The sequence below is a fragment of the Pseudomonas sp. B14(2017) genome (assembly GCF_002113255.1).
Classification (GTDB): domain Bacteria; phylum Pseudomonadota; class Gammaproteobacteria; order Pseudomonadales; family Pseudomonadaceae; genus Aquipseudomonas; species Aquipseudomonas putida_Z.
In genome coordinates this window covers 1-16,059 of record NZ_NEJY01000023.1, presented here as the reverse complement: position 1 = coordinate 16,059, position 16,059 = coordinate 1, and the positions used below count along the sequence as shown (strand labels likewise).

Here is a 16,059-nt window from a genome sequence, read left to right as displayed (position 1 = left end):
TATTGGCCCCGCCGGCTGGAATATTTATTGGCCTTGCTGGCCTCATCGCCGGCAAGCCGGCTCCCACAGGCAAAGCACAGGTCCCGAGGCTGTAGGTGGACCTGTGGGAGCTGGCTTGCCGGCGAAAGGGCCGCAAAGCGGCCCCGGCGACCTCAGCTCAACCGCCCGGCTGGCGCATACGGCGCCGGGTCAATGATCGGCTCTGCCCCAGTCAACAGGTCGGTAAACAGCTGGCACGAAGCCGGCGCCAGCACCAGCCCGTTGCGGTAATGCCCGCAGTTCAACCACAACCCCGAATGCCCCGGCACCGGCCCGATATACGGAATACCTTCCGGCGACCCTGGCCGCAGCCCGGCCCAGTGCGCCACCACCGTGGCCCCCTCGAGCTCAGGCAACAATTCCACCGCCGAGGCCTTCAGGCTCTCCAACGCCTCCTTGGTCGGGGTCTTGTCGTACCCGGCATGCTCCAGCGTGCTACCCACCAGAATATGCCCGTCGCGCCGCGGGATCGCATAGCGCCCCTTGGCCAGCACCATGCTCGGCAGGAAGTCTTCGGCACATTTGAACAGAATCATCTGGCCCTTCACCGGCTCCACCGGCAATTCCAGGCCGAGCGTACGCAGCAGGTCGCCACTCCAGGCGCCGGCACTGAGCACCATCTCATCCGCCGCCAGCACGCCGTCTGCCGTCTGCACACCGGTCACGCGACCGCCTTGCTCGGCGAAGCCGGTAATCTGGCAGTGCTCACGCAAGGTCACGTTGGGCAACGCCAGCAACGCCGCCTTGAGCGACTTCACCAGGCGAGGGTTGCGCACGTTGGCCACGCCGGCCATGTAGATGGCACGCTTGAAGCCCGGGCCCAGCACCGGCACCGCGTCATAGGCCGCCGAGATATCCACGGCACTCAGCGGCCGCTGCTCACGCTCGGCCCAGGCCAGCGCTTCGGCCTCGTCGTCCAGGTCGAGCCAGTACAGGCCGGTGGTGTGCACTTCGGGGTCGACGCCGGTGCTGGCGAACAAGCGCTCGCCCAGCTGTGGATAAAAGTCTTGTGACCAGTGTGCCAAGGCGGTCACGGCCGGGCTGTAGCGCCACGGGTACAGCGGCGAAACGATGCCACCGCCGGCCCAGGACGACTCGCGGCCGACTTCACCCTGATCACACACCACCACCTGCCCGACCTTCGCCGCCAGGTTGAATGCCGTCAGCAGGCCGATCACCCCGCCACCGACCACCACTACTTGCTTGCTCATCTGTCGATCCAACACCTGAAGTAAATCCGCGATGCACCGGGCATCATTCAACCTTCAGCTTCCCCAGCAGTGCACGCTGTCTTCGACGGCACCCGGATTGCGCTGCACGCCGGCCTGGTCGAGCTGGAAATCGCCACAGCGGTCCTGCGCCATCAGCCCGCTCGGCAGCCGCCGGGCGCGCAGCGTGAAGGTGTCGCTGTCGCGCTGGGCCTGCAGGCTGTAATAGCGGGTACCGTCGGGCAAGGCCGGGTCGCCCTCGGCGTATTGGCCAGTGCGTACGCGGTGGCGCTCCAGGCGCAGGGCGGCATCATGCAGCAGGCCAACCACTTCGCTGCGCGCGGCTCGCCGTAGCTGGTCGCTGTAACTGGGGTAGGCAATGGCTGCCAGAATGCCGGTCACGGCCAACACAATCAACAACTCGATCAGGCTCAAGCCTTGCTGCATGTCAGTCTCCTCGCAATCTCTGGCGCCAGGCAATGCGCCGGGTCGTGTCCTCGCCCATGGCATAGACCGCTTCCAGCACATGCCGTGACTGGGTTTGCAGGCTGACGGCGGTGACGCGGTACAGGGTGACCTGCTGCCCTTCCGGCATATGCGCCGCGTGTTCGCTGGTACCCAGATTCTGCAAATGGAAATAGCCGGTTGGCGTGCGCTGCCACTGCCCGCTCAGGTCATGCGGTCGAGCGGGTGGCGGGCACGCCTCGCAAGGGTCGGGGGGAGCACGCTCGAGCTCGCCTGCCCCAGCCAGCAGCGTGGCCTCGGCCTGCTCCAGCGCCAGCAGGCCTTCGCTCAGATAGCCGGTCATCTGCGTTTGCGCCAGCGCATCTCGCAGGGCCGACGCCGCAAGCAGCCCCAGCAGCATGCTCAGGACCAAGGCCAACAACAGGACGATGCCACGCTGACGACTCATGAGGCCGGCACCGGGTTGCGGATTGCGACGCTCAGTTCATGGTGCTGTTCAAGTTCGAGCGTGGGTTCGTAAAGCGTCAGGGCAATATCCACCCCCTCACCCTGTGCCATTTGCACACGCTGCAAACGCATTGACCGCACATTTTCAACCAGCGGCTGGAAGTTGCTGTTGTTGCGTTTGAATCTCAGCGTATTGCCCCGGAGTTGGTAGACATATCTGCTGATGGGGTAAACCTGTGGGTAGCCCTCCTTCAACTCGTCATCCACAGACACTTCGCTCGTACAGTTCGTGTGCAGGAACCACTGCGGCCCACCGGATTGCCCAGGTAACTCCGCCACGACCAGGCTAAGGGTGGATGCTTCGACTTCCATCGGCCGGGCGAATGCGTGCTCTGCGCTCGTACTGCCGAAGTGCTTTGGCTGCAGTCGCAAGCAGCCGAACATCCCGGTCATGCGGATATCCTGGGCCATTCGCAGCAATGCCAGGCGAGCTTCATCCTGCATGCGTACTGCCGTGCTTTGCAGCCGCCAGGTATGGTGGGCCGAGGTAAATAGCTGGCTGGCCACCGCCAACAGCAGCAACCCGATGGTCAGCGCCAGCATCAGCTCAAGCAAGCCGAAACCACGCTGGGCGCCGCTCATGGCCGCCCCCTTTCATGCTCACTGTGCGCCGCCATTGCCGCCTGCCCATCGCGGCGCGCGTCCTCCGCAGCCTGCAATGCCTGCAGTTGCAGGCCTGCCGCTGCGAACATACCCACGGCCACCACACCCACCGCCAACAACACTTCCAGAAGCGTCATGCCCCGTTGTCTTGCGTGCATCCCTGCACCTCCTGCGACTTTTCCTGCAAATGCATTGAACCCGGGCGACTGGACCGCCGGTCCAACGACCGTGAAGCTACAGCCAAGCACTTCCAGGGAGGAATGCACGGTGAAGCAACGAGGTGTAACACTGATACAAATGTTGTCGGCCCTGGCGGTGGCCGCATTGCTGACACAGCTCGGCATGCCGGCCTACGCCAGATTGAGCGACGACCTACACAGGGCGGCAGCTGCACGAGACCTGGCGCAGGCGCTGCGCAGCGCGCGCAGCCATGCCATGTTGCAAAGCCAGCCGGTGCTGGTGCAGGCGTTGGAAGGTAATTGGGGGAATGGTTGGCGGGTGATGCTGGAGCATAACCATCAGGTGCTGCGTGAGCAGCGTCTTTCACGGCCGCTGAAGATCACGAGCAATCGAGGTGAGCAGCTGAAATTCAGTGCGCAAGGGGTTCCGCTTGGGGCAACCAGTAATTGGTTAGGTTCAACGATGGAGATTTGCGAGCGCTTGACCGCAACTAGCCAGTATCAAGTGGTGATGGCATCGACTGGCAGGGTCAGGGTAGATATGGGAGAACCAAAAAAATCCCGATGCAAAGACACCACTAGCAGATCAGCGCGGTCAATGTAGGAGCGGCCTTGTGTCGCGAACGGGCCGCAAAGCGGCCCCGGCAATATCAGCTCTAACGCTGAAATCCTGGGGCTGCTTTGCAGCCCGTTCGCGACACAAGGCCGCTCCTACATGGGGATCGCGCAAACTGCGGTCAGATCAGCGACCGAACCCGCAACTCCTTGGGCATGGAGAAGGTGATGTTCTCTTCCCGCCCATCCAGCTCTTCAGCACCGCTGGCGCCCCAGGCCTTGAGCTGCTCGATCACACCACGCACCAGCACTTCGGGGGCCGAAGCACCGGCGGTGATGCCGACCCGTGCCGTCTGCTCGAACCAGCCACGCTGTAGGTCCTCGGCACCGTCGATCAGGTAGGCCGGGGTGCCCATGCGCTCGGCCAGCTCGCGCAGGCGGTTGGAGTTGGAGCTGTTCGGGCTGCCGACTACCAGTACCACGTCGCACTCGTCCGCCAGTTGCTTGACCGCGTCCTGGCGGTTCTGGGTTGCGTAGCAGATGTCGTCCTTGCGCGGGCCGCCAATGTTCGGGAAGCGCGCACGCAGGGCGTCGATGACGCGGCTGGTGTCGTCCATCGACAGCGTGGTCTGGGTGACGAACGCCAGGTGGTCCGGGTCCTTCACCTGCAGGTTGGCAACATCCTCCTCGTCTTCGACGAGGTAGATGGCGCCACCGTTGCTGGCGTCGTACTGGCCCATGGTGCCTTCGACTTCCGGGTGCCCTTCGTGGCCGATGAGGATGCACTCACGGCCGTCGCGGCTGTACTTGGCCACTTCGATGTGCACCTTGGTCACCAGCGGGCAGGTGGCATCGAACACTTTCAGGCCACGGCCAGCGGCTTCCTGGCGCACGGCCTGGGAAACACCGTGGGCACTGAAGATGACGATGACATCGTCCGGTACCTGGTCCAGCTCTTCGACGAAGATGGCGCCGCGGTTGCGCAGGTCTTCCACCACGAACTTGTTGTGCACCACTTCGTGACGCACATAGATCGGCGGGCCGAAGACTTCCAGCGCGCGGTTGACGATCTCGATCGCCCGGTCGACCCCCGCGCAGAAGCCGCGAGGGTTGGCGAGTTTGATTTGCATGCTCGGCTCCAGGCTTACAGGGCCTTCACCTCGAGGATCTCCACCTCGAAGGTCAGGGTCTTGCCAGCCAATGGGTGATTGAAGTCGATGGTCACCTGGTCGTCATCGAACGCTTTGACCACACCGGGCAGCTCGGTGTTGGCGGCGTCGTTGAAGATGATCAACAGCCCTTCGGACAACTCCATGCCCTCGAACTGGGACCGCGGCATGACTTGTACGTTCTGCGGGTTGGGCTGGCCGAAGGCGTTCTCCGGGGCCACCACGACGGTACGCTTGTCACCGCCCTTGAAGCCGAACAGGGCGTTCTCGAAACCTGGCAGCAGGTTGCCATCGCCAACCTTGAAGGTGGCCGGGGCCTTGTCGAACGTGCTGTCGACGGTGTCGCCGTTTTCCAGGTGCAGCGCGAAGTGCAGGGTGACTTCGGTGTTCTGGCCGATACGGGTGTCAGTCATGGACCGGATCCTCGGACTTCTTGCTCTTGAACATATCCAGCGCCAGCATCACCGCACCAACGGTAATGGCGCTGTCGGCCAGGTTGAAGGCCGGGAAGTAATGGCGGTTCTGCCAGTGCACCAGGATGAAGTCGACCACATGGCCGAGCACGACGCGGTCGTACAGGTTGCCGATCGCGCCACCCAGCACCAGCGCCAGCGCCACGGCCAGCCAGGTCTCGTTGCGCCCCAGGCGCTTGAGCCACACCACCAGCACGGCACTGACCACCACGGCGATCAGGGCGAACAGCCAGCGCTGCCAGCCGGAGCTTTCCGCCAGGAAGCTGAAAGCCGCGCCAGTGTTGTAGGCCAGGGTCCAGCTGAAGTAGTCAGGGATGACGACAACCTGCTGGTACATGGTCAGGGCATTGTTGAAATACAGCTTGGTGGCCTGGTCGAGGACCAGTACCACCAGGCTCAGCCAAAGCCATGCAAGGCGCCCGAAGCGCCCCGCTGCAGGGTTAGGCATAGTGGCGCACCTCGCCGGAACCGCTCAGGTTGTCGACGCAACGGCCGCAGATTTCCGGGTGCTCCGGGTGGCTGCCGACGTCAGCGCGGAAGTGCCAGCAACGGCCGCACTTGGCGTGACCGGACTTGACCACTTGCAGCTTGAGGCCTTCGACTTCGGTGGCCACGGCTTCGGCTGGCGCCTGCACGAACGGCACCACGCTGGCAGCCGAGGTGATCAGCACGAAGCGCAGTTCGTCGCCCAGCTTGCCCAGGTCGGCGCTCAGGCCTTCGTCGGCGTACAGGGTGACTTCGGCCTGCAGGTTGCCGCCGATGACCTTGGCGGTACGCTGGTTTTCCAGCTCCTTGTTGACCGATGCCTTGACGGCCATCACGCGGTCCCAGTAGGCGCGGTCCAGTTCGGTGCCTTCCGGCAGTTCGCTCAGGCCCTGGTACCAGCCGTTGAGCATTACCGACTCGTTGCGCTCGCCTGGCAGGTACTGCCAGATTTCGTCGGCGGTAAACGCCAGGATCGGCGCGATCCAGCGCACCAGCGCCTCGCTGATGTGGTACAACGCGGTCTGGCAGGAACGGCGGGCGACACTGTTGGCGCCGGTGGTGTACTGGCGGTCCTTGATGATGTCGAGGTAGAAGCCACCCAGCTCCTGCACGCAGAAGTTGTGCACCTTGGAGTAGACGTTCCAGAAACGGTACTCGCTGTAGTGCTCTTCCAGCTCGCGTTGCAGCAGCAGGGTGCGGTCTACGGCCCAGCGGTCCAGCGCCAGCATGTCTTCCGGGGCCAGCAGGTCGCGGGCCGGGTCGAAGCCGGACAGGTTGGAGAGCAGGAAGCGTGCAGTGTTGCGGATACGGCGGTAGGCGTCGGCGCTGCGCTGCAAAATCTGCTCGGAAACGGCCATTTCACCGGAATAGTCGGTAGCGGCAACCCACAGGCGCAGGATATCGGCCCCCAGGGTGTTGTTGACCTTCTCCGGCTCGATGGTGTTGCCCAGCGACTTGGACATCTTGCGGCCGTTCTCGTCCACGGTGAAGCCGTGGGTCAGCAGCTCGCGGTACGGCGCGTGGCCGTCGATGGCGCAACCGGTCAGCAACGACGAGTGGAACCAGCCGCGGTGCTGGTCGGAACCTTCCAGGTACAGGTCGGCACGCGGGCCGGTGGCGTGGCCGATGTCATGCGAGCCACGCAGCACGTGCCAGTGGGTGGTACCCGAGTCGAACCACACGTCCAGGGTATCGGTGATCTTGTCGTACTGCTCGGCTTCAGCGCCCAGCAGTTCGGCGGCGTCCAGCTTGAACCAGGCCTCGATGCCTTCCTGTTCGACGCGCTTGGCCACTGCTTCCATCAGCTCGACGGTGCGTGGGTGCAGCTCGCCGGTCTGCTTGTGCAGGAAGAACGGGATCGGCACACCCCAGTTGCGCTGACGCGAGATGCACCAGTCCGGGCGGTTGGCGATCATCGAATGCAGGCGCGCCTGGCCCCAGGCCGGCACGAACTTGGTGTCCTCAATGGCTTTCAGTGCACGCTCACGCAGCGGCTCGCCGGTGGTCGGCTGCTTGTCCATACCCACGAACCACTGCGCGGTGGCGCGGTAGATCAGCGGGGTCTTGTGGCGCCAGCAGTGCATGTAGCTGTGGCTGATGGTTTCGGTGTGCATCAGCGCACCGACTTCGCTCAGCTTCTCGACGATGGCCGGGTTGGCCTTCCAGATGAACTGGCCGCCGAAGAATGGCAGCGAGTCGACGTACACGCCGTTGCTCTGCACCGGGGTGAGGATGTCGTCGTTGACCATGCCGTAGCGCTTGCAGGTGACGAAGTCGTCTTCACCGTAGGCTGGCGAGGAGTGCACCACCCCGGTACCGGCGCCCAGTTCGACGTAGTCGGCCAGGTAGACTGGCGACAGGCGGTCGTAGAACGGGTGGCGGAAGTTGATCAGTTCCAGCGCCGAACCCTGGGCGGTGGCGATGACCGAGCCTTCCAGGCTGTAGCGTTTGAGGCACGACTCCACCAGCTCTTCGGCCAGTACCAGCAGACGCTCGCCGGTGTCGACCAGGGCGTACTTGAACTCCGGGTGGATGTTCAGCGCCTGGTTGGCCGGGATGGTCCACGGGGTGGTGGTCCAGATCACGATGGCGGCCGGCTTGGCCAGCGAAGCCAGGCCGAAGGCAGCAGCCAGCTTGGCCTCGTCGGCAACCGGGAAGGCAACGTCGATGGTCTGCGATTTCTTGTCGGCGTACTCGACTTCGGCCTCGGCCAGGGCCGAACCGCAATCGAAGCACCAGTTCACCGGCTTCAGGCCCTTGAACACGAAACCTTGCTTGACCATCTCGGCCAGGGCGCGGATTTCGCCGGCCTCGTTGGCAAAGTTCATGGTCTTGTACGGGTTGTCCCAGTCACCCAGCACGCCCAGGCGGATGAACTCGGTCTTCTGCCCTTCAATCTGCTCGGCGGCGTACTCGCGGCACAGCTCGCGGGTGCGGTCGGCGGACAGGTGCTTGCCGTGGGTGACCTCGACCTTGTGCTCGATCGGCAGGCCATGGCAGTCCCAGCCCGGCACATACGGCGCATCGAAGCCGGACAGGGTCTTGGAACGGACGATCATGTCCTTGAGGATCTTGTTCAGCGCATGACCGATGTGAATCTTGCCGTTGGCATAGGGCGGGCCGTCGTGCAGGACGAACTTGGGACGATCCTTGCCAATTTCGCGCAGCTTCTGGTACAGGCCAATGCTGTCCCAGCGCTGCAGGATCTGCGGTTCGCGCTGAGGCAGGCCGGCCTTCATGGGGAAGGCGGTGTCCGGAAGGTTAAGCGTGGCTTTGTAGTCGGTCATTTCAGGCTCTTCGTTAACGGTTGAGCGTGCCAATGTGCACGTGCGGCGGCGATATCCGCATCGATCGCCGACTTCAGCGCCTCCAGGGAGGCGAATCGCTGCTCTTCACGCAGCTTGTGGTGGAACTCCACCGTCAGGCGCCGGCCGTAAAGGTCGCCGGCATAGTCCAGCAGATGAATCTCCAGGTGCGGGCGCCCGTCACCGGCAACGGTGGGGCGCACGCCGATATTGCCGACACCCGGCCAGGCCTTGCCGTCGATTTCGATGCTGGCCAGGTAGACCCCGGACAGCGGCACGCGGCGGCGCTTGAGCTGGATGTTGGCGGTAGGTGTGCCGAGCTGGCGGGCCAGCTTCTGGCCATGCAACACGCGGCCGCTGATGCGGTACGGGCGGCCCAACAGGTGCTCGGCCAGCTCGAAGTTGCCTTCGGACAGGGCCTTGCGCACTTCGGTGCTGCTGACCCGCAGGCCGTCCTGGATCACCGTGTTGGCAGCCTCGACGGTGAAGCCGTACTGCTTGCCGGCCTCGACCAGGAAGGCGAAGTCGCCGGCGCGGTCGCAGCCGAAGCGGAAGTCATCGCCCACTTCGAGGTGGCGTACACCCAGGCCGTCGACCAGGATGGCCTTGACGAAGGCATCGGCACTGAGCTTGCTCAGGCGCTGGTTGAATGCCAGGCACAGCACCCGGTCGATACCCTCGGCCGCCAGCAGCTCGATCTTGTCACGCAGGCGGGCCAGGCGGGCCGGCGCGGTGTCGGGGGCGAAGTACTCGCGTGGTTGCGGTTCGAAGATCACCACGCAGGTCGGCAGGCCCAAGGCCTGGCCGCGCTCGCGCAGGCGCGCCAGGATCGCCTGGTGGCCGCGGTGAACCCCGTCGAAGTTGCCTATGGTGGCGACACAGCCCCGGTGCTCGGGGCGCAGGTTGTGAAGACCTCGAACCAGCTGCATAACGCGCTTCTTGCTCATAAAGTGGCCGATTATAACCACACCCGGGCGCTGGTGACAGGCAGCAGCGCCCAAGGGCGGCGTGGAATGCGAAAAACCGACGCCTGACCCGCCCGATGCCTTAGTGCAAGGCCTTGCGGGCGAAATGCCGAGGCCGGAAGCCGCACAGGTACAGGCAGCCGAAATAGGTCACGATGCCCGCCAGTACCAGAGCCCCCAGGCGCACCAAGCGCTCGAGCATGTTGCCCTGCTCCCAGGCCGGCAGGTAATGCATGCCGGCCAGCAACACCGCCGACATCAGCCCCACTGCCAGCACCAGCTTGAGCAGGAACATCGCCCAGCCTGGCTGCGGCTGGAACAGCTGTTGGCTGCGCAGCTTCCAGAACAGCAGGCCGGCGTTCAGGCAGGCCCCCAGGCTGATCGCCAGGGCCAGGCCGGCATGCGCGAGCGGGCCGATCAGGGCCAGGTTGAACAGTTGGGTGCAGACCAGGGTGAATACCGCGATCTTCACCGGTGTACGGATATTCTGCTGCGCATAGAAGCCCGGTGCCAGTACCTTGACCAGAATGATCGCCAGCAAGCCCACGGAATAGGCGATCAGCGCCTTCTGGGTCATGGCCGCGTCGACGGCGGTGAACTTGCCGTACTGGAACAGCGCCACGGTCAATGGCTCGGCGAGGATGGCCAGGGCCAGGGTGCATGGCAGCACCAGCATGAAGCACAGGCGCAGGCCCCAGTCGAGGATCCGCGAGTATTCCTCGCGGTCCTTGTTGGCGTAGGTCTTGGCCAGCGTCGGCAGCAATATGGTGCCCAGGGCCACCCCCAGCACGCCGGAAGGCAGCTCCATGAGGCGGTCGGCGTAATACATCCACGACACCGAACCGGCCACCAGGAAGGAGGCGAAGATGGTGTTGATGATCAGCGAGATCTGGCTCACCGACACCCCGAGGATCGCCGGCAGCATCTGCTTGAGCACCCGCCACACACCGGCATCACGCAGGTTCAGGCGTGGCAGCACGAGCATGCCGATCTTCTTCAGCGCTGGCAGCTGGTACAGCAACTGCGCCAGGCCGCCCGCCAGAACGCCCCAGGCCAGGGCCATGATCGGCGGGTCGAAATACGGCGTGAGCAGCACGGCGAAGGCGATCATCGCCACGTTCAGCAGGGTCGGGGTAAAGGCCGGTACCGAGAAACGGTTCCAGGTATTGAGGATCGCCCCGGCCAGGGACGACAGCGAGATCAGCAATATATAAGGAAAAGTCACCCGCAACAGGGCGGTGGTCAGCTCGTATTTTTCGGCACTGTCGACAAAGCCTGGTGCGGTCGCCCACACCACCCACGGTGCCGCCAGTATGCCAATGGCGGTCACCAGCGCCAGAACCAGGGTCAGCAGGCCACTGACATAGGCAACGAAGGTGCGGGTCGCCTCCTCGCCTTGCTGGGTCTTGTATTCGGCCAGGATCGGCACGAAGGCCTGGGAAAACGCACCCTCGGCGAAGATGCGCCGCAGCAGGTTGGGCAGCTTGAAGGCGATGAAGAAGGCATCGGTGGCGATGCCGGCACCGAAAACACGCGCCAGGATGGTGTCGCGGACAAAGCCCAGCACCCGCGAAATCATGGTGATCGAGCTTACCGCAGCCAGGGATTTGAGCAGGTTCATCGAAAAGATTCACGCCAAGGGCAGAGGACGCTGCCAGACAGCGTCCGAATGTGCGATACTCCCGCGCCTTCGCAGGGGAGCCAAAAATTCCCGAGTTTACAGGTCGCGCAGCAGAAAGGAATATTTCCCTCTTGTTGGCGCACCGCTCGGCGGAACCTTGCAGGTGGCCTTGACATCCGTTCGACTGATCGGCATGATTCGCGGCCTATTTTGTTTGCTATTTACCTAAAGTCTTTCGAGGAGCTCGACGGTGGCCAACACACCTTCCGCCAAGAAACGTGCAAAACAGGCTGAGAAGCGTCGCAGCCACAACGCCAGCCTGCGTTCCATGGTCCGCACCTACATCAAGAATGTAGTCAAGGCCATCGACGCAAAAGACGCCGAAAAAGCGCAAGCCGCTTACGTTCTGGCTGTGCCTGTAATCGACCGTATGGCCGACAAGGGCATCATCCACAAGAACAAGGCTGCTCGTCACAAAGGCCGTCTGAATGGCCACATCAAGGCGCTGAAAGAAGCTGCAGCTGCCTAAGCGACTTGCTAGTCGAAAAACCGACCCTAGGGTCGGTTTTTTGTTGCCTGCGATTTGTGCACATCGCCGCCTCGCTGCTGCGACCTTTGCAACATCGCCGATCCGCTTTTGTAGGAGCGGCCTTGTGTCGCGATCGGGCTGCGCAGCAGCCCCAGCAATATCAGCATCGACGCTGAAACCGAGGGGCTGCTGCGCAGCCCGATCGCGACACAAGGCCGCTCCTACAAAAAGCAGGGCCGTGTTTGCCCAGTGTGCTACTTCGCTATCTGAATCTTCGGCGCCCACTGCAGCCATTCATCCTCGGCCTTGTCGAACAAGGCGAACGTCTGCTGCGGCCGTGCCGGGTTGCCCATCTGCTCGCCATCCGGCGTGGCAAAGGCGATACCGCCGTCGATCATGGTCTCCACCGACTCGGTACGCACCGTAACCCCCTTGACCAGACCCCAGTCGAAACCGAAGCCGCTGCTGTTCCAGAAGCGACTACCGCTACGCACCAGGGCCGCATAGCGCGGTTCGATCAAGATATGGATCAACACACGGTCAGCGCTCTGGCCCAGCTCGAAGCCCGTCACCTTGCCCACCGCAACCTCACGGTAGGTCACCGGCACGCCCGGCTTGATCGAGCCACGGCGCGGAGCGCTCAGCGTCAACGGCAGGCCGACTTCAGGCCCTGCCACCTGCGGGGCGTCGGCCAAGGCGATGAAATCGCGCTGTGGGCCACGGTCCTTGGCAGCCGGCTGCACTTCCAGGTACTGCCCGCCCACCAAGGTGTCGAGGTTCTGCGTACGCACCAGGCCAAAGGCCGGCTTGACCACCCAGAACTGCGTACCGACGCGGGCGATACGGTCAGCCGCTTCGGTAATGCGCGCCCGCAGAAGCACCGCCTGCAGGTCATCGGTCAGGTCGACGCTCTCGATGCTGCCCACATCCAGGCCGCGGAAGCGAATCGCCGTGCCTGGCTTGAGGCCGTCGGCACGGTCCACACGAATGGTGATCAACGTTCCTGCGCGGTTGACCGCCTCCTGGCTGTCATGCAGGCGGAAGCGTGGGATGTGTCGTTTGAGCGGCACATCAGGCCGTGGCGTATCGAACGCGATACCACCAGCCATCAGGGTCTGCAGTGATTCACTCTTGATCTTGATGCCCGACAGGCCGCCCGTCAGAGTGATACCACTGACATTCCAGAAGCGCGACGAACCGTTGACCAGCTTTTCGTATTCCTTCTCGATATGCACACCGATCAGGATGCGATTGCTGTTGCGGGCGAACTGGTAGCTTTGCACGCTACCCACCTTCACCTGGCGGTACATGACCGGGCTACCGACTTCCAGCGAACCCAGAGTGTCGGCGAACAGCACCATGTGCAAGCCTGGTGCCTTGAGGTCGAGCGGCGGTGCCTTGGCGCGGGCTTCGAACTCACGCTCTGGCCGCGCACCCTTCTCGCCAGGGCGAATGGCGATGTAGTTACCCTTGACCAGCGCCTCCAGGCCGGTGATACCCGCCAGGGAAATCGATGGTTTGACCACCCAGAACTGCGTCCCCTCGACCAGATAATCCTCGGCCAACGGGTCCAGCGTAAGCTCGGCCGATGCACTGGCCAGGTTGTCAGCCATCGTCAGGGCTTTCAGCGAGCCCACCTGGATGCCTTTGTACATGACTGGTGTACGGCCCGCCTGCAGGCCCTCGTAATCGCTCAATTTCACCTTTACCCGGATGCCGGCCTGGGCCGCATCGAAGTCCTCATACAGACGGAACGGAAGGTTCGAGTCGGTGGGAGGGCTGTCCTTGCGGTGTTCCGGCGTGGCAAAGGCGATACCACCGGCAACAATGCTCGACAGCGATTCGCTACGCACTTTCACGCCCGAGAGCGAGGCATCGATGCTGACGCCACTGGCATTCCAGAAACGCGTGTGCTTGCGCACCAGGCTGGCATAGGCCGGCTCGATGAAGACTTTGATCTCGACGGTGCTCTGGTCCTCGGACAGGCGGTAGCTTTTGACCCGGCCAACCTGGATCTGCTTGTAGAACACCGGGCTGTCACGGTTGAGCGACCCTAGCCGCTCGGCCTTGAGGGTAAGGTGCAGGCCCGGCTCGGTGTCCGAAAGCGGCGGTGCCACCTTCAAGGCGGTAAAACGCTTGGTGCGCTCCCCCTCCCCCGGGCTGACGGCGATGTAGTTGCCTGACACTAGGGTTTCAAGGCCGGAAATACCCGCCAGGCTGACGCTCGGCTTCACCAGCCAGAAACGCGTACCTTTGGTCAGGTGAGGCTCGGCAGCCTTGTTCATCTCGATGGTGGCGATCACCCCCTGGTTCTCGCCCTTGGCGTCGAGCACCAGGCTTTTGACCTTGCCAACCGGCATGCCCTTGTAGATCACCTCGGTCTTGTTGGCGACGATACCCTCGCCCGACTCGAAGCGAACCTCAATTTCCACACCGGCATCACGGTAAGCCTGCCACGCAAGCCAGCCACCGATCATCAAGGCGATCAAAGGCAGGATCCATATGGCCGACCAGTTCGAGGCTGGGCGGGTTTTAGCCGTTGGCAGGTCACTCATGGTCGTCATCCGACTCCGTGTTATCCCAAATCAGTCGGGGATCGAAAGTTAAAGCGGCAAGCATTGTCAGAATCACCACAGTTGCAAAGGCGACAGCGCCCAGGTTGGCTTCGACACTGGCTATTCGGCCGAAATTCACCACCGCCACCAGAATGGCGATGACGAAGATATCGAGCATGGACCAGCGCCCAATGAATTCGATGAAGCGGTACATCAATATCCGTTGCCGTGCCGAAAGCGGCTGCCGGCGCTGAACGGAGTACAACAGCAAGCCGATGCCCACCAGCTTGAACGTGGGCACTAGGATACTGGCAATGAACACCACGGCAGCAATGGGCACCATGCCATGCTTGAGCAAGGTGATGACCCCGGACATGATCGTGTCGGGGCTGCCTTGGCCCAGGGTGCTCACGGTCATGATCGGCAGCATGTTGGCCGGGATGTACAGGATCGACGCGGCAATCAGCAGCGCCCAGGTGCGCGCGATGCTGTTCGGCCGACGGGCATGCACGATGGCACCGCAGCGTGTACAGGTTTGTGAAGTGCTGTCTGGCTGTTGCCTGTTCAGCTCGTGACACTCATTGCAGACAAGAATGCCTGCATCAATCGCCCGCATGCAGGTCCTCCCCTGATAGCGCACTCCAGATCTGGTGCGGTGACATCACCACCTCGAGCCACACCTGGATCAATAACAGGCTGATGAAGCAGAACAGCCCCAGGCCCACGGTCAGCTCGGCCAGGTCCACCAGCTTGACGATGGCCACCAGCACGCCCATGAAATAGACCTCGAGCATGCCCCAGTCACGCAAGTGGTGATAGATGCGGTAGAACAGCAGGCCGAAACTACGCCCCACGTTCAGGCGGATGCTCAGCAGCACGACCAGCTGACAGAGCAGTTTTGCCAGAGGGATGGCCATGCTGCACAGGAACACCACCACGGCCACGCCGCGCATTTCCGAGTTGTACAGGCCCAGCACGCCGCTCCAGACGGTATCGTCCGATGTCTGGCCAAGCAGGTGCAGTTGCATGATCGGCAGGAAATTGGCAGGCACAAACAGCAGCAAGGCGGTGAGTACCAAGGCCAGGCTGCGGTTGACCACATTGTGCCGATGGGCGTAGAGCTCGTAGCCGCAGCGCGGGCATTGGGCCTTCTCATCATGCTGGAGCACGGGCTTGCGCAGCAGCAGGTCGCATTCATGGCAGGCGACAAGCTGGTCCAGCGGCAACTGAGCCAAGGTTTCAGGTTCGACAGGATTGGGCATATAGCGCTTCTGAATAGGTGCGTGGGCCTATTCTAGTGTTCTGGCTCGAATTGTGGGAGGCAACATAACAGCGGGCCTGCGCGACCTTTGTAGGAGCGGCCTTGTGTCGCGATCGGGCGCGAAGCGGCCGTAAAGCCTGTATCCCGGGTCTCACAGGTAAACCGCGGCGCCTGGATTGCGGCCGCTGCGCGCCCGATCGCGACACAAGGCCGCTCCTACAGGGATCGCACAAGGCCGGGGGATTCGCACAAGGTCGGAGGATTTAGGTGAGGCTTGGGGGTTTTAGGGCCAGAAAGACAAAACCCCTACCTGCATGTGCAGATAGGGGTTTTGCGAAATGAATCTTGACGATGACCTACTCTCACATGGGGAAACCCCACACTACCATCGGCGATGCATCGTTTCACTGCTGAGTTCGGGATGGGATCAGGTGGTTCCAATGCTCTATGGTCGTCAAGAAATTCTGTTGCCAGAATGTCCAGATGGACAGCCCAGCGAATTCGGATATGCGATATTTGTGATGTTGCGAATTTTCGGTTCTTTCGTCTTCACCACCACAATTTGGCTTTCGTGCGCAAATTGCTTGGGTGTTATATGGTCAAGCCTCACGGGCAATTAGTATTGGTTAGCTCAACGCCT

Annotated in this window: 16 protein-coding genes and 1 rRNA gene; 2 read left to right on the top strand and 15 right to left on the bottom strand. The window is 62.7% G+C overall.

Features of this window, described 5'->3' with window-relative positions:
• Window positions 1-152 precede the first annotated feature (152 nt).
• From thiO to CAG34_RS22590, 5 genes are read right to left on the bottom strand one after another with little or no spacing between them, the layout of a single operon-like run.
• A complete protein-coding gene (gene thiO, locus CAG34_RS22610) occupies window positions 153-1,250 on the bottom strand; it encodes a glycine oxidase ThiO (RefSeq protein ID WP_085592510.1) in 1,098 nt (365 codons plus the stop codon).
• Between the two features lie 54 nt (window positions 1,251-1,304).
• A complete protein-coding gene (locus CAG34_RS22605; protein ID WP_013970758.1) occupies window positions 1,305-1,694 on the bottom strand; it encodes a type IV pilin protein in 390 nt (129 codons plus the stop codon).
• 1 nt (window position 1,695) lies between these two features.
• A complete protein-coding gene (locus CAG34_RS22600; RefSeq protein WP_085592508.1) occupies window positions 1,696-2,160 on the bottom strand; it encodes a hypothetical protein in 465 nt (154 codons plus the stop codon).
• Complete coding sequence (locus tag CAG34_RS22595) at window positions 2,157-2,801, bottom strand: PilW family protein (protein WP_085592506.1); 645 nt, start codon at window positions 2,799-2,801, stop codon at window positions 2,157-2,159. Before CAG34_RS22595 ends, CAG34_RS22600 begins: the two co-directional genes overlap by 4 nt.
• A complete protein-coding gene (locus tag CAG34_RS22590; RefSeq protein ID WP_085592504.1) occupies window positions 2,798-2,980 on the bottom strand; it encodes a prepilin-type N-terminal cleavage/methylation domain-containing protein in 183 nt (60 codons plus the stop codon). The genes CAG34_RS22595 and CAG34_RS22590 overlap by 4 nt, the downstream gene beginning before the upstream one ends.
• 109 nt (window positions 2,981-3,089) lie before the next feature.
• Here CAG34_RS22590 and CAG34_RS22585 point away from each other — a divergent pair, with 109 nt between their 5' ends.
• Window positions 3,090-3,605: a GspH/FimT family protein gene (locus tag CAG34_RS22585; RefSeq protein WP_085592502.1), complete on the top strand. Its 516-nt coding sequence runs from the start codon at window positions 3,090-3,092 to the stop codon at window positions 3,603-3,605.
• A gap of 133 nt (window positions 3,606-3,738) precedes the next feature.
• Here CAG34_RS22585 and ispH read toward each other — a convergent pair whose 3' ends face one another.
• The 6 genes from ispH to murJ all read right to left on the bottom strand — a co-directional run bounded on the left by ispH (window position 3,739) and on the right by murJ (window position 11,074).
• Window positions 3,739-4,686, bottom strand: a complete 948-nt coding sequence (gene ispH / locus CAG34_RS22580; RefSeq protein WP_025337597.1) for a 4-hydroxy-3-methylbut-2-enyl diphosphate reductase — start codon at window positions 4,684-4,686, stop codon at window positions 3,739-3,741.
• A 14-nt stretch (window positions 4,687-4,700) separates the two neighbouring features.
• A complete protein-coding gene (gene fkpB / locus CAG34_RS22575; protein ID WP_003258215.1) occupies window positions 4,701-5,138 on the bottom strand; it encodes an FKBP-type peptidyl-prolyl cis-trans isomerase in 438 nt (145 codons plus the stop codon).
• Entirely contained in the window at window positions 5,131-5,646 is a 516-nt protein-coding gene (gene lspA / locus CAG34_RS22570) for a signal peptidase II (RefSeq protein WP_025337596.1), read from the bottom strand. Before lspA ends, fkpB begins: the two co-directional genes overlap by 8 nt.
• Entirely contained in the window at window positions 5,639-8,470 is a 2,832-nt protein-coding gene (gene ileS, locus CAG34_RS22565) for an isoleucine--tRNA ligase (protein ID WP_085592500.1), read from the bottom strand. The genes lspA and ileS overlap by 8 nt, the downstream gene beginning before the upstream one ends.
• Complete coding sequence (gene ribF, locus CAG34_RS22560) at window positions 8,467-9,417, bottom strand: bifunctional riboflavin kinase/FAD synthetase (RefSeq protein WP_025337594.1); 951 nt, start codon at window positions 9,415-9,417, stop codon at window positions 8,467-8,469. Before ribF ends, ileS begins: the two co-directional genes overlap by 4 nt.
• A gap of 118 nt (window positions 9,418-9,535) precedes the next feature.
• Window positions 9,536-11,074 (bottom strand): murein biosynthesis integral membrane protein MurJ, encoded by a 1,539-nt coding sequence (gene murJ / locus CAG34_RS22555; protein ID WP_085592498.1) that lies wholly within the window; start codon window positions 11,072-11,074, stop codon window positions 9,536-9,538.
• Between the two features lie 250 nt (window positions 11,075-11,324).
• On the opposite strand from murJ, the gene rpsT reads away from it, so the two are divergent.
• Window positions 11,325-11,603, top strand: a complete 279-nt coding sequence (gene rpsT / locus CAG34_RS22550; RefSeq protein ID WP_003247625.1) for a 30S ribosomal protein S20 — start codon at window positions 11,325-11,327, stop codon at window positions 11,601-11,603.
• A gap of 254 nt (window positions 11,604-11,857) precedes the next feature.
• Here rpsT and CAG34_RS22545 read toward each other — a convergent pair whose 3' ends face one another.
• The 4 genes from CAG34_RS22545 to rrf all read right to left on the bottom strand — a co-directional run bounded on the left by CAG34_RS22545 (window position 11,858) and on the right by rrf (window position 15,878).
• Window positions 11,858-14,158: a PqiB family protein gene (locus CAG34_RS22545; protein ID WP_015268843.1), complete on the bottom strand. Its 2,301-nt coding sequence runs from the start codon at window positions 14,156-14,158 to the stop codon at window positions 11,858-11,860.
• Window positions 14,151-14,774, bottom strand: coding sequence for a paraquat-inducible protein A (locus CAG34_RS22540; RefSeq protein WP_015268842.1), 624 nt, complete (start codon window positions 14,772-14,774; stop codon window positions 14,151-14,153). Before CAG34_RS22540 ends, CAG34_RS22545 begins: the two co-directional genes overlap by 8 nt.
• On the bottom strand, window positions 14,761-15,420 hold the full coding sequence (locus CAG34_RS22535) for a paraquat-inducible protein A (protein WP_025337591.1): 660 nt from the start codon (window positions 15,418-15,420) through the stop codon (window positions 14,761-14,763). The genes CAG34_RS22540 and CAG34_RS22535 overlap by 14 nt, the downstream gene beginning before the upstream one ends.
• A 342-nt stretch (window positions 15,421-15,762) precedes the next feature.
• A 5S ribosomal RNA gene (gene rrf / locus CAG34_RS22530) occupies window positions 15,763-15,878 on the bottom strand.
• Window positions 15,879-16,059 lie beyond the last annotated feature (181 nt).